At 42.5% G+C, this 21,812-nt stretch carries 17 protein-coding genes and 1 pseudogene; 16 read left to right on the top strand and 2 right to left on the bottom strand.

Features of this window, described 5'->3' with window-relative positions:
- Positions 1-107: 107 nt before the first annotated feature.
- From HWQ58_RS07745 to HWQ58_RS07720, 6 genes are all read left to right on the top strand, one after another.
- Positions 108-1,277 carry a pyridoxal phosphate-dependent aminotransferase gene (locus HWQ58_RS07745; protein ID WP_292859898.1) on the top strand — a complete coding sequence of 390 codons (1,170 nt, stop codon included), beginning with the start codon at positions 108-110 and terminating at the stop codon, positions 1,275-1,277.
- A 93-nt stretch (positions 1,278-1,370) separates the two neighbouring features.
- Positions 1,371-1,808, top strand: a complete 438-nt coding sequence (locus HWQ58_RS07740) for a secondary thiamine-phosphate synthase enzyme YjbQ (RefSeq protein WP_292859895.1) — start codon at positions 1,371-1,373, stop codon at positions 1,806-1,808.
- Positions 1,809-1,992: 184 nt separating this feature from the next.
- The gene (locus HWQ58_RS07735) at positions 1,993-3,045 is read left to right on the top strand and encodes an aromatic ring-hydroxylating dioxygenase subunit alpha (protein ID WP_292859892.1); all 1,053 of its coding nucleotides are present in this window, start codon (positions 1,993-1,995) and stop codon (positions 3,043-3,045) included.
- Positions 3,046-3,597: 552 nt separating this feature from the next.
- Positions 3,598-4,311, top strand: a complete 714-nt coding sequence (locus HWQ58_RS07730; RefSeq protein WP_292859889.1) for a 2Fe-2S iron-sulfur cluster-binding protein — start codon at positions 3,598-3,600, stop codon at positions 4,309-4,311.
- Positions 4,308-5,303: a xanthine dehydrogenase family protein subunit M gene (locus HWQ58_RS07725; protein WP_292859887.1), complete on the top strand. Its 996-nt coding sequence runs from the start codon at positions 4,308-4,310 to the stop codon at positions 5,301-5,303. The genes HWQ58_RS07730 and HWQ58_RS07725 overlap by 4 nt, the downstream gene beginning before the upstream one ends.
- Complete coding sequence (locus HWQ58_RS07720; protein WP_292859884.1) at positions 5,300-7,414, top strand: xanthine dehydrogenase family protein molybdopterin-binding subunit; 2,115 nt, start codon at positions 5,300-5,302, stop codon at positions 7,412-7,414. The genes HWQ58_RS07725 and HWQ58_RS07720 overlap by 4 nt, the downstream gene beginning before the upstream one ends.
- 63 nt (positions 7,415-7,477) lie before the next feature.
- On the opposite strand, the gene HWQ58_RS07715 is transcribed toward HWQ58_RS07720, so the two are convergent.
- Together HWQ58_RS07715 and HWQ58_RS07710 are read right to left on the bottom strand one after the other, a co-directional pair.
- The gene (locus HWQ58_RS07715) at positions 7,478-8,155 is read right to left on the bottom strand and encodes an SDR family oxidoreductase (protein WP_292859881.1); all 678 of its coding nucleotides are present in this window, start codon (positions 8,153-8,155) and stop codon (positions 7,478-7,480) included.
- Positions 8,156-8,166: 11 nt separating this feature from the next.
- Positions 8,167-9,147 (bottom strand): dienelactone hydrolase, encoded by a 981-nt coding sequence (locus HWQ58_RS07710; protein ID WP_292859878.1) that lies wholly within the window; start codon positions 9,145-9,147, stop codon positions 8,167-8,169.
- 312 nt (positions 9,148-9,459) lie between these two features.
- On the opposite strand from HWQ58_RS07710, the gene HWQ58_RS07705 reads away from it, so the two are divergent.
- From HWQ58_RS07705 to HWQ58_RS07660, 10 genes and pseudogenes are all read left to right on the top strand, one after another.
- Positions 9,460-9,855, top strand: coding sequence for a hypothetical protein (locus tag HWQ58_RS07705; RefSeq protein WP_292859875.1), 396 nt, complete (start codon positions 9,460-9,462; stop codon positions 9,853-9,855).
- Positions 9,856-10,312: 457 nt separating this feature from the next.
- Positions 10,313-12,082, top strand: a complete 1,770-nt coding sequence (locus tag HWQ58_RS07700) for a WD40 repeat domain-containing protein (protein ID WP_292859872.1) — start codon at positions 10,313-10,315, stop codon at positions 12,080-12,082.
- A 673-nt stretch (positions 12,083-12,755) separates the two neighbouring features.
- On the top strand, positions 12,756-16,154 hold the full coding sequence (locus HWQ58_RS07695; RefSeq protein WP_292859869.1) for a pentapeptide repeat-containing protein: 3,399 nt from the start codon (positions 12,756-12,758) through the stop codon (positions 16,152-16,154).
- Between the two features lie 120 nt (positions 16,155-16,274).
- Entirely contained in the window at positions 16,275-16,832 is a 558-nt protein-coding gene (locus HWQ58_RS07690; RefSeq protein ID WP_292859866.1) for a Uma2 family endonuclease, read from the top strand.
- A gap of 63 nt (positions 16,833-16,895) precedes the next feature.
- Positions 16,896-17,156, top strand: a pseudogene (locus tag HWQ58_RS07685) (Uma2 family endonuclease); the annotation flags it as partial.
- Positions 17,157-17,224: 68 nt separating this feature from the next.
- Entirely contained in the window at positions 17,225-17,365 is a 141-nt protein-coding gene (locus HWQ58_RS07680) for a hypothetical protein (RefSeq protein WP_292859863.1), read from the top strand.
- A gap of 419 nt (positions 17,366-17,784) precedes the next feature.
- Positions 17,785-18,345 carry a Uma2 family endonuclease gene (locus HWQ58_RS07675; RefSeq protein WP_292859860.1) on the top strand — a complete coding sequence of 187 codons (561 nt, stop codon included), beginning with the start codon at positions 17,785-17,787 and terminating at the stop codon, positions 18,343-18,345.
- Between the two features lie 440 nt (positions 18,346-18,785).
- Positions 18,786-19,724, top strand: a complete 939-nt coding sequence (locus HWQ58_RS07670; protein ID WP_292859857.1) for a hypothetical protein — start codon at positions 18,786-18,788, stop codon at positions 19,722-19,724.
- Positions 19,725-20,062: 338 nt separating this feature from the next.
- Entirely contained in the window at positions 20,063-20,254 is a 192-nt protein-coding gene (locus HWQ58_RS07665) for a hypothetical protein (protein WP_292859854.1), read from the top strand.
- A gap of 90 nt (positions 20,255-20,344) precedes the next feature.
- Positions 20,345-21,490, top strand: coding sequence for an AI-2E family transporter (locus HWQ58_RS07660; RefSeq protein WP_292859851.1), 1,146 nt, complete (start codon positions 20,345-20,347; stop codon positions 21,488-21,490).
- Positions 21,491-21,812: the final 322 nt, after the last annotated feature.

Raw genomic sequence — 21,812 nt, 5'->3', positions numbered from 1 at the left:
TGAATTTTGAATGCGTGAATTTTGAATTGATTCATTTCCGCCCTACTGTACTAGTTGGTTGTTCCCCTATTAAGAGATACTAAAGGCAGGTACATAGGCAAGGAAATATGGAATCCCTAACCTCTCGTATGCAGGCGGTACAGTCGCCAATTATTCCTGTGGTTGGGGAACTGATTAAAAACTCTCCTGGAACAATCTCTTTAGGACAAGGTGTTGTTTCTTACAACCCACCACCGGAAGCCAGAGAATTTTTAGGCAAATTCTTAGCCGAACCCGCTAATAATTTATACAAATCAGTTGAGGGAATTCCCCCTTTATTGAAAGCACTTGCAGGAAAATTGCAAGCCTTCAACAGCATTGAAATTAATGGGGAAAACTGCATCGTCGTGACAGCAGGGAGCAATATGGGATTCATGAATGCCATTCTTGCAATCACTAACCCAGGCGACGAAATTATTCTGAATACGCCCTACTATTTCAATCACGAAATGGCGATCGCAATGGCTGGTTGTCGTCCGGTATTAGTGGCGACGGATGAAAATTACCAACTGCACCCAGAAGCGATCGCTCAAGCAATTACTCCCAAAACACGGGCTGTGGTGACAATTTCACCAAATAATCCGACTGGAGTTGTCTATTCACAAGCCGCATTGCGCCAAGTAAATCAAATTTGTGCTACTCGCAGTATTTACCACATCAGCGATGAAGCTTATGAATACTTTACCTATAACGGGGTAAAACACGTTTCCCCTGGCTCATTTGGTAATAGTAGTGAGTACACCATTTCTCTCTATAGCCTTTCCAAAGCATACGGTTTTGCCAGTTGGCGCATTGGCTACATGGTGATTCCCAAACACTTACTTGTCGCTGTTAAAAAAGTCCAGGATACAATTTTGATTTGTCCGCCAGTCATTTCTCAATATGCAGCTTTAGGGGCATTACAGGCAAAAGATGAGTATTTGAAGAGTAATATAGGAGCCATTGCTCAAATACGCCAACTAGTATTAGACTCCCTTAATCGTCTACAAAGCTTATGTAGCATTATCCCCGCCAATGGCGCTTTCTATTTTTTCCTCAAAGTTCATACCCAGATGGATGCTTTTGAGTTAGTCAAAAGACTGATCAAAGAACATAAAGTAGCAGTTATTCCAGGTACAACCTTTGGCATGGATGACGGATGCTACCTACGCGTTGCTTATGGGGCGCTGCAAAAAGAGACCGTAAAAGAAGGTATAGAGAGATTAGTGCAAGGTTTGGAAACTATAGTCAAGATTTAATAGTCATCCAATTCCTGGCTCCTGCCTCCTTCAAAAAGGCGTTAAGCTGTGTTAGCGTACCTCGTCTGTAATCCCAAATATAAAATTCAACAGATGTCAATTATTAATAAGTTAATTGAAATTGAAACTGAGCCAAAAATTAATATTCATAATATTACCCCACAAATTCAAGATTTTATTGCCTCAACATCAATTAAAAATGGACAAGCTTTAGTATTTTCTCGACATACGACAACAGCATTAGCTATCAACGAAAATGAAGTCAGATTATTAGAAGATATAAAAGTGTTCTTGCAAAAATTAGCACCTGAGTCAGATAGCTATTTGCATAATGATTTGCATTTAAGAGATGTTCCAGAAGATGAGCCGATTAATGCTCATTCTCATTTGATGGCAATGATGCTGACCACGAGTGAGATAATTCCCATTGTGGATGGTAAATTAGCTCTGGGAACCTGGCAATCTGTGTTGTTTTTTGAGTTGGATGGCCCGCGAAAAAGAACAGTATTTGTCCAAATTTCTGGCGAATAAAGCAACTTCACACTCCTAGTTATCCCAAAATAACCTAAATCTGAGAAAATTACGAACACGATCAATAAATGTATCAGTTGAATTTATCTACAGTAATTTAAAACCTAAAAGAATGTTTTCTAACATCACCTTCCTTTCCACAAACCAGGACTTTCGTTTTGTCAAAGCCAGACACCATTAAGTTATGAAAAATAGCGATAATTTTGTATTACGTAATACTTGGTACTATGCTTTGCCCAACAATCAAATCAAGCCAGGTATGATGATCAGCCGCATTTTCTTAGGAGAACCGGTGCTGTTAGTTCGTAGCCAGGATGGCAAAGTATCTGCGATGACCGACATTTGTCCTCATCGTGGTGTGCCCTTGAGTTGTGGGAGATTCAATGGGCAGGAAGTTGAATGCTGTTATCACGGTTGGCGCTTTAACTCTGCTGGGCGCTGTACTGCGATACCTTCTCTTGTAGAGGAACAGCAAATGGATTTGAGTCGCTTTGATGTGCAGTCATATACTGTTCGCGAAGCCCAAGGGAATATCTGGATATATATGCCCGATCGCGATAACCCTCAACCAGCTTCTGAGATGGAAATTCCAGTAATTCCAGGGTTTGACGATCGCTCACACCAGTTTGTAGAAGTGGTAAAATTCCCTTGTTTTATAGATCATGCAGTGGTAGGTCTGATGGACCCGGCTCATTCACCTTATGTTCATCGCGCTTGGTGGTGGCGAAATGAACAATTGCATGAGGAAGTAAAGCAATTCGATGCTTCGCCCTACGGCTTTACGATGCGACGACACCGATTACCAGCAAATGGGGGTCGATTGTACTGGCTGATTGGCGGTGGTGTCCCGGAAACGGAGATTTCCTTTCGTTTACCTGGAGTCAGAATTGAAGAAACCACCATTGGTAATAATCGAGTCGTTAATTTGACAGCAGTTACACCGATTTCAGACACAGAAACGGAGGTAACTTTTGCTCTTTACTGGACACTTCCTTGGGTGGGATTTTTCAAGCCACTGCTACATGTGCTGGCGCGGACTTTCATTGGTCAAGACCGAACGGTAGTGGAAAAGCAGCAGATTGGTCTGAAATTTAATCCTGTGCTGCGGCTGATTAAGGATTCAGATATGCAAGCGCAGTGGTACTACCAGTTAAAGCGGGAGTATGCTCGGTCTGTGGCTGAAGGACGAGAATTTGTCAATCCTGTCAAGGGTCAAATACTCCGGTGGCGTGCTTAAAATTGAGATTTACAGCGTTGCTCCCTTTGCGGGATGATTTAGCAACTAAGGCTCATCTCTCCCCCTGCCTCAATACGCTTGAGTTAAGCCTTTTTTTCTCCCCCTGCTTAAGAACAGCCTGCCTTAACAGATAAATTTCCTTAACTGAACTGTATTGCCCCCTGCCTCAAGAGCTTGCCCAAATTAATCCCACTGTTCTGCAACGCCAAATTTACTTCTCTTGCCACGTCGTAGACATCGCCTAAAAACCAAAACTGAGAATTTAGCCTCAAATAGACATTTTAACCCAGTACAAAATATTTCGTTTTGTTAAGAAATACTGAGTGAACTATCGCTCTAGTCAATAGAGGTGGAACAAACAGCAATATTATGCTAAATCCACGGCTGAGAAGATGATCCAGCTATTTGGGAAAGCGTACTTTGTCTGATTTTTTCCTTATTTCCCCAGACTCTTACCTGCATCGACCTTAATTTATGTACACAATACTAAATAGCTATGTATATCCCTAAGTTCTCAGAATTACCGCATTATTCAATTTAGAAGTACGAATTATGGAAGACAAAAAAAGGGCAGAAATAACATTCCAACCCGGTTTTTTGGGACAAGTACTGACTGCTGCTGGAACGGCTATAGCCGCTCCCTCATTACTTAATCAGGCAACTATAGCAAAGGAGGCTAGCCAAAGTAACCCAGATGAGATAAACGTTAAACTTACTGTTAACGGTGAGCAGCAAACCCTCGACCTTGAGCCGCGTGTCACACTCTTAGATGCCCTGCGCGATCGCCTGGGGTTAGTGGGCAGCAAAAAGGGATGCGATCACGGACAATGTGGGGCTTGTACTGTTCTGATCGATGGTGAACGAGTTTATTCCTGCCTGACTCTGGCAGTGATGCAGGAAGACAAGGCGATCGTCACCATTGAAGGGCTGGCCAAGGGCGATACTCTCCATCCAGTGCAGGCAGCATTCATTGATAACGATGGCTTCCAGTGCGGCTATTGTACCCCAGGACAGATTTGTGCTTCTGTTGCCTTACTTGATGAAGTCAAACGCGGCTGTGCCAGCGTTGTCACGCCAGATTTGGCTAGTCCCCCACAGTTAGCTGAACTCTCTGAAGCTGAAATCAAGGAGCGACTGAGTGGTAATCTCTGTCGATGTAGCGCTTACAACGGCATTGTGGCAGCAGTCCAGCAGGTAATCGGACAAAAACCGCCCTCTCCTACTGCAACTGTGATGGTCAATGAACCCCAGGAGATGCTCAGATGAACAACTTCACTTACACCCGTGCTACCTCTGTGAAGGATGCGGTTCAACGGGCAACGAATGACCAAAATGCGATATTGATTGCGGGCGGTACGAATTTAGTTGACCGTCTCAAAGTTTTCCTAGATGAGCCATCGCAACTTATCGACATTTCTCGATTAGAGATGAAGCGCATTGAACGGACAAGTGAGGGTGGTCTGAGCCTTGGAGCGCTGGTAACTAACACAGCAGTGGCAGACCATCCTGATGTTCGCCGCGATTATCCAATCCTGTCCCGGGCGATTCTTTCTGGTGCGTCTCAGCAAATCCGCAATATGGCAACCGTAGGGGGCAACCTACTGCAACGCACTCGCTGTCCTTACTACTACGATACCGCCTTCCCTTGCAACAAACGGCAACCGGGAAGCGGCTGTCCGGCAGCAACGGGCATCAACCGGATGCACGCCATCCTTGGGGCCAGTGACCAATGTGTGGCAGTTCAACCCTCGGATATGTGTGTCCCTCTTGCGGCTCTGGATGCTATTGTTGTTGTGGAAGGCCCCAAGGGTAAGCGGCAGATACCATTGACAGACTTTCACCGACTACCAGGGAACACACCCCAGCGAGATACAAACCTAGAGCCAGGTGAGTTGATTACCTCTGTGGTTCTGCCCCCAGTACCGTTTGCTAAATCAGGGGTTTACCTAAAGTTACGCGATCGCACTTCCTATGCCTTTGCGTTAGTCTCTGTGGCAGCTGCGGTTGACTTAGCGGGTGAGCAGATTCAGAATGTGCGCTTGGCAATGGGTGGCGTAGCCCATAAACCTTGGCGCTCAAAGGAAGCAGAAAAGTTTTTGCTCGGCAAGAGTGCCAATACTGCAACGTTTCAACAGGCGGCAGAAATTGCACTTCAAGAAGCTAAACCATTAACTCATAACAGTTTCAAAGTTGACTTGGCAAAGCGGGCAATTCGTCGCGCACTCTCGGTGTCAGCTAAAGGAGGAGGCGTAGCATGAACAAAGTAATTGGGACTGCCATCAACCGCAAGGATGGACGGGCAAAGGTTACGGGCACGGCAACCTACGCCGCAGAACATCAAATTCCAGGTCTGGTTCACGGTTATCTTGTCACCGCCAGCATTGCCAATGGGCAAATTAAAAACATCGACACCAGTGTGGCAGAAAAGGCAGTAGGTGTGATAGATGTTTTCACGCATAAAAACTCGCCTAAAGTGTTTATGCCAGCCAACGACTTTAAGACCTCGAAAATCTACGAGGCTCGTCTGCCGTTGTCGGATGACAAAATTCACTATGCAGGCCAAATTATCGGTTTGGTAGTAGCAGACACCTTCGAGCGGGCGCGTGATGCAGCGCATTTGGTCAAGGTAGAATACACAAGCCAAAAGCCAGTCGTGGAAGCTGCGAAAGCCACCTTTAAGGAGGCTCCACCGCTGATGGGTCAAGAGCTAAAGTTTGAAAAGGGGAATTTTGCGGCAGGGGTGGCGAGTGCAACAACGAAACTTACAGCTACCTACAAGACAGCCATCGAACTGCACGCGCCGATGGAACCCCATGCGATCATTGCCCACTGGCAAGATGCAAACTCACTCACTGTTTACGAACCGTCCCAGTGGGTGTCGGCAACTGGGCGCACCTATGCAGAACTCTTTGGAGTGCCAACTGAACAGGTTCATGTCGTCACACCTTTTTTGGGTGGAGCTTTCGGCTCTAAAGCCTTTCCCTGGCCCCACGGTATTCTCTGTGCTGCGGCTGCCCGTGAACTTCAGCGTCCTCTGAGAGTCGTCCTCAGCCGACGGCAAATGACAGCGAACGCCGGACACCGCTCCGAAACCGAGCAAACTATGCACTTGGGAGCAACTGCTGATGGTAGTTTAACTGCGATCGCCCATGAGGTTAAATCCTGTACCTCACCAGTGGATGTCTTTACAGAACCCTGTACCTCAGTCACGCCAGTTATGTACACAGCGCCGAATTTGCAACTGAAGCAGGAACTAGCGGTGCTGAACATCGGTACACCAACATTTATGCGCGCGCCAGGAGAGAATCCTGGGATGTGGGCGATGGAGTCAGCGATGGACGAGTTGGCCTGGATGCTAAAGATTGACCCGGTAGAACTGCGCCTGAAAAATGAAACTAAAGAACACCAGCGCAATGGTCAGCCATTCTCAGCCAAACATTTTGCTGACTGTTTGCTCTTGGGTGCGGAACAATTTGGCTGGAAAGACAGACCAAAACAGCCTCGTTCTTTGACACGCGATGGTAAACTCGTTGGTTGGGGGATGGCGGCAGCAACCTACCCTGGCAGGCGAGGTGCAGCATCAGTCAAGGTACGGCTGCTACAAGATGGTACTGCCCATGTTCTCACGGCTGGGAATGACATGGGCACTGGCGCATATACCGTTGTTGCGGCCACAGCAGCAGATGCATTGGGGCTACCCGTCGAACAGATACAAGTAGAGTTGGGCGACTCCTTACTACCAGATGGAGGCATGGCGGGTGGTTCCATGATGACAGCATCTCTGGTGCCAGCGGTCATGTCAGCTTGTGAGCAAGTTCTGAAAACTGCTAATGCTAAGACCGCACAGGAGGCGTTTGCAACTCTGAGTCAGTCCGGCCAAGCAGCAATTGAAGTCACAGCATCCTCCGCTCCTGGCGATGAAACAAAGGAATGGGCGTTCCAATCTTGGGGCGCACATTTTTGCGAAGTCAGCGTTGATGAAGAAATCGGACGTTTGCGGGTGACGCGCTGGGTGTCAGTGATGGATATCGGACGAATCATCAACTCTAAAACAGTAGCGAGTCAAGTACGTGGTGGCGTGATCATGGGTATTGGGCAAGCCTTAATGGAGGATTGCCAAGTCGATCCAAACATCGGCTACCCCGTGGTTTATGACCTTGCTACCTATCACTTCCCAGCCCATGCAGATATTCCTCGCATTCAGGTGGCCTTCGTCGGCGAACCTGACTTCAACTTCAACCCAGCAGGTGTACGAGGTGTAGGTGAAATTGGAATCACAGGTGTTTCAGCTGCGATCGCCAATGCAGTTTACCATGCCACAGGTAAGCGCATCCGTGATTTACCCATTACACCTGACAAGTTGATCTAAAAGACATTGGGCATTGGACATTCGGCATTGGGCATGGGGCATTGAGAAGAAGCTTTTGGGGCACTAACCTAAACTAAATTCTGCAAATTCTCTTTGCCCAAACAGCATATTTCGGTCTACGGCTGACAATATTTTATTATTGGCGCGATCGCTATTTAAACTGCGACCAACTAACTGCGCGACATCTGCACGATTGATGCTACCAATAATGTGCGGATCTTCAGTCAAAACGCCATTACCCGTTGCTGGTTCTGATTTTAGTCCACCAGGACGGATGATTGTATAGGTGAGTCCACTGGCAATTAAGTGTTGTTCGGCTTTGTCTTTCTCAGCTAAAACTTTTCCCAATACCTCTAAAACTTGGGGTGAGGCAGCAACAACACTATTGCCAGCACCGATGGAAGATACAAGAATAAACTTTTGCACCCCAGCTTTAACTGCTGCATCGATCAGATTTCTATTACCAGGGTAATCGGGTCTTTCTACATCTGATGGTAAACCGCCAATTGTACTGATAACGGTGTGAATAGGTTCATCTGTTACCATTGCGCGTTCTATATCGCCAAGATTCAAGGCATCTCCCTGAACTACTTCAATACCGATTCCTTCTAGTTCACTAGCAACAGTTGCTGTTCTCAGGAGTGCTTTGACCTTTAGCTGTTGCGCTGTGAGATATTGAGCAATTTCTCGACCAATACCGCGACTTGCCCCAGCTAGAAAAATATAAGATGCACTTGTCATAATAAACTTAACTATTTACGCTCAAAGGATTTTATCAGAGGATTGACAGTATTTAATAATTGCTCAAGCAACTGAGATGCTTCTGGTTGGTGGCGAACATGAGTGTCAATAAACAAACTAATGATTTCACCCATCAGCAAACGCAAGTTTTCTTGGGATTGAGTAGCTTCTAAGTCGAGAGAGGGTCCAAGTGTAGTGGAGTCTGGCTGATCAACTATCGAAAAGTGATTTGCTCCTTCTAAAATTACTAGATAGGTGTCATTTCGTCCCCCAGTAATTGCTTCTTGAAATGTACGTATAACTGGGGTAGTAGCATCCCCAGGACTTAAACCATAGAGTTCGGTACTGTTAACCATGAATTCATCACGAGTTCCTCCCATCAGTAGCATTGGTAGAGAATCTGGTAAAGCTAAGATAGTTCCTGGTTCATACCCGATTCTTAAAAGTCCTCTGTTAGTTGCGCCATAAGAAAAAGATGCAGCAACTCCAGGGAAAAATCGAGGGTCAGCATTTTGGATAGATACTATACCACCTGCAGAGTGTCCACTGAGAATGATTCGTTGTAAATCCAGCATTCCTGCTAAAACTCCCTGATTTTGTAACTGTTCGAGTTTAGCTAGGAGTGCTGGCAAAGCCGAAGCTGTGGGAGCAGTACGATAAATTGTGGGTTTCATCTTTTCCAAATCAATCCCAGGTGTGAGGCTAATTACGCCTGGTAGACTTTCGGTAATCCAATTAAACAGAACCACTACCAATCCGCGTTCAGCGAGTTTAACCGCTAGCCATTGGTATTGTTGAGCATCACAGTTCAAGCCGTTGAATAAAATCACTACTGGAAAAGGTGCGTTTTCTGGATTAGCTGGCTTAATTTTGGTACTTTTTTCTAGCTGATCCGGTATCTGTGCTGGGTAGAGAATTTTCAGGTGAATGGTATCGTAAGGTGACTGGACACCCTCAACTTTGGCAGCTTCAAAAAAAGCACGAACTGTCATCTGTACCTTCTTGACTATGACTTTAAGGAAATCTTCCTCTCAGTGTACAACTGTTCCTTGCAAGTAAAATCTAATGATCTAAAATAACGAAGTAACTAAGTAGAAAGCAAAAGGCAGCAGTAAAGACGCGATTAATCGCGTCTGTATAGGAGTCAGGAAAATCATTTCACTGGTTGGCATTTTACGTTGAATTATGTTTACCTACTGGTAATTAAAAAATATTAGTAGAAGAATTATACTTAACCCAATTGTAGGAAGTATTTTAGTAAACGGTTGTGCCAATCTAGCAATAACTTTTCTTTGGATTTACTTATGGCTAAAAAATCTCAACCCAATCTAGAACAATATCAAGATGTCAGATTATCTGCCACCACAAGAATTTGGGTAATTACAGTAGCCATTCTCGGAGTTTGCGTCCCCCTGTCAGCCGTTACTAGAAGCGGTGCTATTCTTCCTTTAGTTGCTATTGGTGGCGCAGCTGTCGGTACAGTTGCTGTTTGGCGTTCTGATGAGCAAAAATCAAAAACTAACTATTTGCAACAGCAGCAAATAGAACTGCTAGAGCAAAGATTAGCGAATTTAGAAACAATTGTTAGCAGTGATGACTTGAACTTGCAAATGAAAATTAAACAGATCGAAGCAAGGGATACTTTTGGTGACTCCTCTAATGTCAGTAATATACCTAGACAACCAAAACGCAAAGGTTAAAATAATTCGTAATGGGCTACGCCCCGCTACGCTAACGTAATTCGTAATTCGTAATTATTATACCGCAAGGGTTTCATTGATTTTGGATGGGTGGTTTACTTTTGCCGTGCTGTACTACGTTATTTTTGTGTAGGGATTTTTTGACTTAAGGTTACGGCAACCTTTGAAATCCCTCTCACATTAAACTTTCCTTTGCGGCTATAACTGTTTTGAGGGAAACAGTATCTTGCTCTCTATCTCCGTTAGAATTGACTGACATCATTTAATTCTATATACTGCAACTGCATCAGTTCATGAAATGTGTAAGTACTATCCATCTGTCTTCCCGGAAACATTTGTCAATGGCTGTGTTTTATTAGACTGTTAATATTACTGAATTTTTAATTAACTAAGGTTATAAACTTGAGTAATTGCATTTGTATAGCTTATCTTAGGTATGCAATAGTTTGCCGCAGGAATGCAGATGGATTGGATTAGCTTACTCAAAGCTCAACAAACTGACTTCCTTCAACGTGTGAAAAAACCTAAAACTTATGACTTATCTTTGCTAGAAAGTCAAGTTAAAGGTTGTCACACTGAAGTTATGGTTTTTTGGGGGGAGCCTTTGGCTAAACTCCAAGAACTTTCTCGCCAACAAGCAGAAGTTCTCGCTAAAAATCCGCCGCCGACCCCGCCGGAATATCCTGAGCCTCCTGACTGGACGATACCTTTTCCCAAATACTTCCAACAACAAGCCCAAGATTATCTTTTACGGGAGCATATTGTTGACAGAGTAATAACTGAACGCTTGGGCAAGTTAGTAAAAAAGGTGTCACAGGATACTTTGCAAAATATGATTTTAGATGATGAGGGAAATTTGGGTGGCGAAAGTAAGTTTCCTTATATACTCAAAGATCGTCCTCAGCTAAGTGTTCAAGTTTACGTTGCTGATGGAGAAAGTTTTAATGGTATTAAGAAAGACAAAATTAGGTGGTCGGTTACTCAAGAAGATTTAAAAAATCACCAAGTATTAATTTTTCTGTGTTTGTTTTATCCATCTACAGGTAATTTAGGTTACGAGAAGCAAAGCATAATAACGGGATTTTTACCTACAAATCAACTTGAATTTAGCGAACCAAAATTGTATGTCACTCCGAGTAATTTGTTATATGCAGGGGGGTTGAGTTGGTATTTAGAATCACTTATGGGTAAAAAAGACACGTCGCCAGTAATAAATGAGAGAGCGATCGCACATACAATACAGACTCTACCATCAGAACATTGTCTCAAGGATATAGTCGGTGACTGGGAATACTGGCAGACTTTGCAAGGACATACCAGAGGCATTAATTGCCTAGCTTTCAGTTCTGGGTACAACAATAGTAAAGCCTTACCCATATTGGCCAGTGGTAGTCGTGGAGAGACGAAACTCTGGGATTTAAGCAAGGGTGAATTAATAGAGACATTATCAGAGTATCCTTGGGTAATATCTGGGCTGGTGGATGAAGTGAATTCCCTAGCTTTTAGTTCAGATGGACAGACTTTAGTGAGTTGTGGTGCAGATTCGACAATTAAGCTTTGGCACGTAGGGGCTTTAGACTTGATAGATATTTTGCACAAACATAATGGGGTAGTGCGGTGTGCTGCCTTTACTCCAGATGGCAGAATGTTAGCGACAGGCGGAGATGACAGAAAAATTCTCTTTTGGGATTTGATGCAACGTCAGGTAGCGATCGCCCTTTCTTTAGATGATACAGCTGCTCATTCCCTAGTTTTAAGTCGAGACGGGGAAACTCTGGTTACAGGTAGCTACCGCAAAATCAAAGTTTGGCGCACCTCACCCCAGACGGGAATCAAAAGTTTAAAAGATACACAACCACTGCATACCCTCATGGGTCATTCTCACATCGTTTGTTCTTTAGCAATCAGTGCAGATGGTAAACTGCTCGTGAGTGGTAGCTGGGATCAAACGATTAAAGTTTGGCAATTGGAGACTGGGGAATTACTTCATACTCTTAAAGGACATCGAGATAGGGTATACGCGATCGCATTAAGTCCCGATGGACAAATTATCGCTAGCGGTAGTGCTGATAAAGCTATCAAATTATGGCATTTACAAACCGGGGAATTGTTGGGTACGTTTACAGGTCATACTCATATAGTTACAGCATTAGCTTTCACAGCTTCCGGTGAGATGTTAGTTAGCGGGAGTTTGGATAAGACGATTAAAATTTGGCAACGAAGTTAATGATAATTCGTAATTCGTAATTATCCAGTCTTTGAATTCTGTTGACGAGTCTTTAATACTCGCGGGAGAGTCTTTGATACTCGCGGGAGAGTCTTTAAGACTCGCGGGAGAGTCTTTGATACTCGTGCAAGAGTCTTTGACACTCGCGGGAGAGTCTTTGATACTCGTGCAAGAGTCTTTGATACTCGCGGGAGAGTCTTTAATACTCGCGGGAGAGTCTTTAATACTCGTGCGAGAGTCTTTGATACTCGCGGGAGAGTCTTTAATACTCGTGCGAGAGTCTTTAATACTCGTGAACAACAAAATTTAAAAACTCTCTGCGCCTCTGCGCCTCTGTGTGAAACTTAAAACTCTGCTAACAGCGTTTCCAAGCAGCGAGTGACATTATATACAATAGCTTATCAGTTGTCTACATTCACAGATACCGAGTTAAAGCTGACAGTTAAACAAGTTTTTAGCTGGTTGACTATAAATTAAGTAATATAGCGGTTATTGGTTAACTTTAATGCAGACCTAACCCCCAACCCCTTCCCTACTAGCGTTGGGGAGTAAATTTCAAAGCCTCTCTCCTTTTAGGAGAGAGGTTTGGAGAGAGGTCAAAATCTATTGCATACAAACGAGAAGCTTTATACAACTACCTTTTTACCAAATTGATGCTGTTGGAGAATAGTCTATGGCGATGACGAAACTCTGGAAGTTTTTGCAAAACATTCAGGATTTGAACTGGGGACAAGGCGTAGAGGCAACAAAGACTGGAGCCGAAGCTGCGAAAGCCGTGCTTGATTTGGCAAAAGCAATTAAAGAGCAAAAACCCAATGTTCAAAACTTCAAACCTTATGTAGAACAGATTTCGTCGCTATTAGATGTATTTAATTCTCCTCTGGGTCAAATTACCAAGGAAGTGATTCCCTTTGCACCTGTCGCTATTACCATCCTGAAGTTCATTGTTGATGCAACCCACAAAGAGCCAAGTTTAGAAAACTGTGTGCTACTAGTCAGTCAGGCTGCCTACATAGACAGCTTTCAGGATATTCTCAAACAAGATTCAGAATTACTTCAGAAAATTGATCAAAACCGTGAAGCTTCTGAGACTTTAGCTTTCCAGATTCATAAATTAGGTGAGCAAGAATTTGATGCGCGGGAAGTGAAAAAAGCTATTCTCTATTTTCACGAATCTCAACTAGCAGAATCATTTAATCAGATTTTACAGCAACGCTTGCAAGAAGCCGGATTATCCGAGGCAGAAGCAAAAACTTTCACTGAAAGGGTGGCGCGTCACACCGATGAAAATATGCAAGACGCATTGGTAGAAGTCGGAGATAAAGCGGACAAACTTTGGAAGTGGTATAGCGCCGGAGGAAAAGAAAAGCTAGAGAAAAATCTAAATATCGAAGATTATTTAGAACAAGTAATTAAACCAAAGCCAGAAGAAAACATTTTTGATGAAACCCATATTACATTTCGGGATTTGTATGTACCTTTGCAAGTCAAAGAACTGGATGCCAAAGACAATGCAAATGTTGAATTGGAAGAGTGGGTTAAGGGAATACTGAATGACCCAGATACAAAACCCAAACAAGTTTTGTTTATTCAGGGCGAAGCCGGACGGGGTAAGAGTGTCTTTTGTCGGATGTTTGCCGATTGGGTACGACGAGAATTACATCCTAGCTTTACCCCAATTTTGATTCGGTTGCGAGATTTGCGCGTACTAAAAGATAACTTAACTGATACTTTAGAGAACGATTTAAAACTCGTTGATTTTGTCACCAGTGATTCAGGCTGGCTGACAGATAAAAGTACTCGCTTTTTGTTTTTACTAGATGGGTTTGACGAGTTATTACTAGAAGGACGAGCCAGTGGCGGCTTAAAAGAATTTCTGGAACAGGTGGAACAGTTTCAGAAAAACCCCCTTTGCCGTCATCAGTTTTTGATTACTGGTCGTCCCCTAGCGCTACAAGGAATTGAGCGGCTACTTTCACAAACCAAAAGCTTGAAGCGCGTCGAACTTCAGCCAATGGATGACTCAATTCAGCAAAAATGGCTGGAAAAATGGGCAATTGCGGCTCAAGTTAACAAGAGTGAGTTTGAAGAATTTTTGCAGGCTTGCCCTGATGAAGTCAAAAATAAACTAGCACGAGAACCTTTACTGCTTTATTTACTGGCACAGATGCACCGAGAGAACCGTCTCAATGTCCAAATATTTGCAGGCGCAGACGCTATTAAGGCAAAAATCCGCATTTATGACGAATCGGTGAAGTGGGTACTAGAAAAACAGCGTGACAGTGAAAATCAGAATGATAACTCCCGCTTGACTGGATTAGAGAGTGAGGATTTACGGCAGTTTCTCACGGAAGCCGCTTTGTGTGTGGTGCAGTCTGGGAATGAATCTGCGAGAGTGACGATGTTAGAAGCACGGCTCAAAGACAGCAACAACCCAGCTGCAAAGTTAATTCAGGATGCCAGACAGGAGAATGCCTCCCAAAAAAATCAACAAGATAAGCTACTCAATAATTTGTTGACGGCATTTTATATTAAACCAGCTTCCGGTGATAAAGGCGGTTCAGTAGAGTTTGTTCACAAGAGTTTTAGCGAGTTTTTATTCGCGGAACGGTTACTCAAAAGCTTTGTGGATTGGACAACGAAGTTAAGCAAGCGTGACTTTATTACCACGGAGGTAATGGATAAGCAGATTTACGATTTATTCGGGTATGGGAATTTAACGCCTGAGATTGTGGAATATTTGATGGGGTTGTTGGCTGAGAGTTCAGAATTTCACGATGTAGAACGCTTGTGTCAACTTTTCCGAAGATTAGAGGATTTCTACTTTCGTTGGTGCGATGGGGAATTTATTGATGCAGACGATGTAAACCTGCCTCAGATGAAAAAAAAACAATTGCGGGAGCAGTTACCAGAGCGAGAAAATCACTTGGGATTGCGACAAGTGGATGTATGTACAGGGCTGAATGTGATGATTTTGCTTTTTGAGTTATATCGCTATGCCCAAACAAAAGACGACCTCAAAGACAAAATAAGTTTTCAACCCTGCGGTAAACCTGACACCGATCAGTTTGACTTAGAACGCTTGCTCCGTATTATCGGCTATAGTCACTGCCTGAGTGTCTTTGCCTTTAATAGCAACTTAAGATTATTTCTCAGGGGTACCGACCTCAGCCGTGCCGACCTCAGTAATGCCGACCTCAGCAGTACTGACCTCATCAGTACCAACCTTAGCCGTGCTAACCTCTGGGGTGCCAACCTCATCGATGCCGACCTCAGTAATGCCGACCTCAGCTATGCTGACCTTAACTTTGTCAACCTCATCGATGCCAACCTCAGCGATGCCGACCTCAGTAATGCCGACCTCATCAGTGCTAACCTCGTCAGTGCTAACCTTAGCCGTGCTAACCTCAGTGGTGCCAACCTCAGTGGTGCCAACCTCGGCCGTGCCAACCTTAGCGGCACTAACCTCAGTGGTGCCAACCTCAGCGGTGCCAATCTCAGTAGTGTCAACCTTAGCAACGCCAACCTCAGCAGTGTCAACCTCAAAGTAATTGTATGGAACAGCAACACAAAATGGCTTATTGCTAGGGAATTGCATAAAGCAGTAGGCGTATCTCCAAAGTTGGCGCAAGACTCAGCTTTTGCGGCTGCGTTTGCTTTGAGTCAGGGCATCAGTTGGGTGAGAGAAGGCAAAATTAAAGAAGCACAGGAAGCTTTCAAGCAAGCCCAAATATCTGACCCTAGTTTGAGAAACTCTACTGAATTTCAAAATAGCATTTGCTGGGTTGGCTGTTTACACGGTTATGCTCAAGGTGTTTTCAAAATCTGTGAAAAAGCCGTTACCTTAGACCCTGATAATAAAGCCAGCCAAGACAGTCGAGGGCTGGCTAGAGTTTTGACTGGCGACTTGGCAGGGGCATTAGAAGACTTTCAAGCTGCTGTAGACAGTGGCGCACTTGATTTTTCAAATGATGTGAAGCAGCGACGGCTACGCTGGATAGAAGCACTGAAGTCCGGAAATAATCCCCTCACACCAGAGGAGTTGGAGGAGTTGCGGCAGGTTGAGGGTTGATGTATCCGTTCAAGAGACGTTGCATTGCAACGTCTCTACATCTGGTGCAATTGGGCTGACTTTATAGGCGATCATCGCTAACGCACATAATTAAAATATTGCCCTCTATGCTATTTACTTATGACTATTGCAAGGAAACCCCAACTAACTTTAGACGAGTTTCTCAAACTGCCGGAAACCGAACCAGCATCAGATTTTATTAACGGAGAAATCATTCAAAAACCCATGCCTCAAGGCGAACATGGTCTGATTCAGACAAATTTTTGTGAAGTTATTAACGGCTTAGTGAGAAATCAGAAAACTGCTATAGCTATTCCAGAACTGCGCTGCACCTTTGGCGGTGCATCAATCGTCCCTGATGTGTCTGTGTTTCGCTGGGATAGAATTCCTAAAACTCCATCTGGCAGAATTGTTAATCGCTTTGAAATTAATCCCGACTGGGCAATTGAGATTGTTTCCCCAGACCAAAGATTAAAAAAAGTGTTGAGTAAGTTATTGCATTGTTCGCGCAATGGTACTGAAGGCTGGTTAATCAACCCTGAAGATGAAAGCGTGCTGGGAGTGTTTAGTGGACAGCGAGTGGAATTATACGAAGATACTGATAAATTACCCATTCTTGAAGGTATCGAATTAGAAATTACCGTGGAACAAGTTTTTGGTTGGCTGAGTTTGACATGAAGATATCTTCTGATTATCGCTAATGCACATAATTGAAGATATTCCCCTCTATGGTATTTACTTATGGCGATCGCAACTCAACCCCAACTAACTTTAGAAGAGTTCCTGAAACTGCCAGAAACTGAGCCAGCATCAGATTTTATCAACGGGGAAATCATTCAAAAACCAATGCCTCAAGGTGAACATAGCCGACTACAGGCTAAATTTTGCAATGTCATTAATAACGTAACTGAAAGCCAAAAAATTGCTTACGCTTTCTCAGAACTGCTTTGTACTTTTGGCGGTGCTTCTATTGTCCCCCTAGTTTTTCCTGATGTATCAGTCCAAGTTAATCGCCTCATAGGTTTCCCAAAAATATAATTTTAATTTCTAGCACCTGTCAGAAACGAAGAATGCAAGGCGTAGCAAGCTTTAAGAGTAGGCGATCGCTATTATTAATGGTGCGTTACGCTAAAACAATAATACACCTACTGGCTAACAGCATTTCTTACATAGCAACCAGAGCAGCGATCGCTCTTGGGTACTGCAAGTAAAGATGGATTGAGTTTATCAAAAAATATGAGACTTCAAAATATATTATTTAAATTCATTGCTTTTGTACTGTCAACGATAGTAATTATTAGACTAAATCTTATCTTGCTTAGGTCAAGTGTAGATTTACATTTCTATTTAATAAGCAACAGCCTGGCATTACATTATGATTATTCTTTATTTCAAATAGCTAGACATATTTTGAAAGTTTTTGGAGCAACTATAATTGAAGTTGCTTTCGTATGGTTAGTAGTTATTTTAAATCCTCTATCTATACGATCCGGTTTAATCATTACTTTGGTTCAGCTTATCTTAAGTGGAATTTATATTTTAGTACCATTTAGTTAAACTATATTCTGCCTCCAGCGGGCGCTTTGCGAGTTCGCCCATAATTAAACCATCCCCTCTATTTCACTCAGTTATGACTATTGCCAGTCAACCCCAACTAACTTTAGACGATTTCCTCAAACTGCCAGAAACTGAACCAGCATCAGACTTTATCAACGGGGAAATAATTCAAAAAACAATGCCTCAAGGTGAACATAGCTTACTCCAAACTACTGTTTGCAAAACAATTAACGGCATAGCTAAAAGCCAAAAAATTGCTTACGCTTTCCCAGAACTACGTTGCACTTTTGGCGGCGCTGCGATCGTCCCTGATGTCTCTGTGTTTCGCTGGGATAGAATTCCTAAAACTCCATCTGGCAGAATTGTTAATCGCTTTGAAATTCATCCCGACTGGGCAATTGAAATTCTTTCCCCAGAGCAAAGGTTAAAAAAAGTATTGAGTAAATTATTGCATTGTTCACGCAATGGTACTAAACTAAGCTGGTTAATCAACCCAGAAGACGAAAGTGTGCTGGGGATTTTTCCTGGACTGCGATTGGAATTATACGAAGGTGCTGATAAATTACCAATTCTTGAGGGTATCCAATTGGAACTGACTGTTGAACAAGTTTTTGGCTGGTTGAGTTTGACGTAAAAAAGCGTTTTGTAAAGTTGCTGGATTCTGACTTTTCAGGCTTAACGCCGTAACGCATCCTACTGGTTTGTGTTTACCAGCAAAGCCAGACTAACAGTAAGTATGCTACCAGCGATCGCGCTAGTTTCTGGCAATGATTTCAATATCAAGTTAATCAATGTAATAAAAATCTATTTTTTACATTCAATTTTAGAGTTGGATGAATATAAAATTCGATATCTGTGTTGTTTATTAGTTGTTTATTGCTGTATATATTTATTTTTATAAAGGTAAATAACTAGGTATGTTTATACAAATTTAAATAAAACTTAGACTAGATTTTATGAACACTTTATATAAAGTTTAAGCTGGGCTGATATTATTAAATATCTCTACTTTAGTGTTTAATTTATAACTTGGCTAGATAAATCAAGCTTAGATACTGTTAATTAATAAAAACAATGGTTATTTCACAACGTGGCATTATCACTTATGCTTATGGAGCATCTTACTATCTCGAAATGGCAAAGTCCTTAGCGCGTTCTCTGCGTCTTCATTCACCAAATGTTCCGCGTGCTATTGTTACTGACAATCAAAACGATCAAGAGTTACTCGAACTTTATGATTATGTTATAGACCTTAGAAAAGAATATGGTTCTAACGTCAAACAAAAGCTTCATGTTTATGATTATTCCCTATTTGAATATACACTTTGCATTGATAGTGATTGCATAGCAGTAAGGGATATTAACTTGATTTTTGATGATTTTCAAGGTAGAAGTTTTAGTGTGGCAGGTAATGTATATCTTCAAGCAGGCGATAAAGATAAGTTTATTGATGTAGATGATACACTCAAACGATTTAATATCACAAAACTACCTAGATTTAATGGAGGTCTCTATTATTTTGAAAAAAACGATACTGCTAAGGCATTTTTTGAAACGGCACTAGAATTTTCAAGAGATTGGAGAAATCTAGGTATTAGTGAATTTCGTGGTGATGGCCCTAATGATGAACGTATTTTTAGCCTAGCGATGATGCTACACAATCAAAGTATGTTTGAAGATAATGGTCAGATGATGCGAACACCTATTGGTCTTCGTGGTTCTTTTAATATAGATGTGATTAAAGGTCAATCTACTTTTAAAAAATACAATCAGATGGTGTCACCTGCTCTTGTACACTTTGCCTGCGTTTGGGGAGAGCATCCTGTATATCATCGTGAAGTATCAAAGTTAAAAAACCTAGACAAAGGTTTAGATAACCAAGTCAAGTCTAATATATTTTCTGCAATTAAATATAAGTTTGGTTATCAGATTGCTTTCTTAAGATATATAGCTAAACGTGTACCTAAAAATCATAAATATATTCAAGTAAGAGTGAAAAATTTTTTGATATAATTGCCTGAGTTGATCAAAGCTAAATATAGAATTGAGCTAGTTCGGAGTAAATAAAGTTTGCTAGAACTCTGCATTTATTTGTGCTTAATTGAAATTACTGAAAGTCTGCTTTGATTACTTTCTGTATAGCTCTAATAGTGTATAATATGCTGTCTGTGGTTCAGACAGCATTTACAAAGTTCATTAGCGATCGCGCCTCACATCCTTCGCTTCTGACAGGTACTCGAAATTATATTTTTGTGAAACCTACAAGGATTGTATCTGTGGGTTTATTGTAGAAACTAGACGGTACAGCGCAAATTTGTGCCTACCACAAAAATCTGTATTGCCATATTTTTATGGAAAATCAACTAGGATTAATTCTAAAACTGCTTTTACTCTCAGCTTTGTTATCAGTATTGATTAAGTATGCAGGGCCAAGTCTACCAATTCCGGCGACAGCAAGCAACGCGTTGATTATAGTATTGTTGCCGATTGCGCTCGTAGCGATCGCTCTACTGTGGCGATTTCAAGCACAAAAACAAAATTAACTCAAACCATTTACGCACAAGTTCCTAAAATCAGCTAACCTAGCTTAATTACAATAAAATTGCATCTCGCCAACCGTTGGGAGTTAGCCTGTGAACCTGGGTCAATGGATCGGCTTAATCGCCATAGTTCTTTCTTTATACATCTTGTGGCAAATTCGAGAAGTGCTTTTGCTAATGTTTGCCGCAGTTGTGTTAGCCACCACCTTAAATCGGCTAGCGAAACGCTTCCAAAGGTTTGGGATGAGGCGTGGATTCGCCGTCCTCTTAGCAGTAGCTATCTTTTTCGCAGGTGTCGTGGGTTTTTTCTGGCTAATTGTGCCGCCATTTGCCCAGCAGTTTCAAGAACTAACCTATCAAGTTCCTAAAGGGTTTGGACGCTTTAATAGTTGGCTTGATGCCCTGAGAACTCGTATTCCTGACCAGTTAGTTCCTTACATCCCAGATATCAATAGCCTCATTCAACAAGTACAACCCTTCGTTAATCGGCTACTGGGAAACTCCTTTGCTTTTGTATCTGGTTCTTTAGAAGTCGTCCTCAAGATTTTGCTAGTGTTGGTTTTAACAGGAATGATGTTAGCCGACCCCGTGGCTTACCGCAAAGTATTTGTGCGGCTTTTCCCTTCATTTTATCGGCGGCGGGTAGATGGAATTTTAGATAAATGTGAAGTCTCTTTGGAGGGATGGATTACAGGCGCTTTCATTGCCATCTTTGTAGTGGGGGTGATGAGTCTGATTGGCTTATCAATTTTGCATGTTAAGGCAGCACTTGCTTTAGCGGTTTTGGCGGGATTTTTTAACTTGATTCCCAATCTGGGGCCAACGATGAGTGTAATCCCAGCAATGGCGATCGCCTTCTTGGATGAACCTTGGAAAGCGATCGCTGTTTTGATTCTCTACTTTATCATTCAACAGGTTGAGAGTAATTTTATCACGCCCGTTGTCATGGCGCATCAAGTATCATTGCTGCCAGCCATAACCTTAATTGCCCAGCTATTTTTCGTGACTTTCTTTGGCTTTTTAGGATTATTTCTAGCACTACCTCTAACTGTTGTCGCTAAAATTTGGTTGCAAGAAGTGTTAATTAAAGATGTTTTGGATGAATGGGGGAATAACAATAGAAAAGAGACTGAGTTTGTGATAGTTTCTGAATCTCCTGGAACAGATGATAATTGGACGCCAGAAAATCCAGATATAAATGAGAATCCCTCGATTGATGATGATATCTTGAAAAAATAAGATTAGTCGCTCGATTTTCAATACGGTTCTAGTTATGGTTCTCTGATGAAAATTCTAGATCGTATCTCTTACCTTAACTAAATAGTATTACTGTACAGTGCCAAATTATATGGCATTAAGACAAATTGTGTCCTGCTCGCAAGTCTGGTCGCTACACACTTCCAGTGGTTAGGTTGATGCAAATGTGTTCATCCCCTGTACGTACTCGAAGCTAAAAGTTAAAACAGACACGCTTTGTACTCTTATGACATTAGTTTGGCACCACGACAAATAAAAAAAGTCACTGTACAGTTTTCTTCGGGTAAACACTGTATTGCTTGAC

It is taken from the genome of Nostoc sp. LPT, assembly GCF_017115165.1.
Classification (GTDB): Bacteria; Cyanobacteriota; Cyanobacteriia; order Cyanobacteriales; family Nostocaceae; genus Nostoc.
The sequence above is the reverse complement of the archived record's forward strand: the minus strand, read 5'-3'. Positions and strand labels throughout refer to the sequence as shown.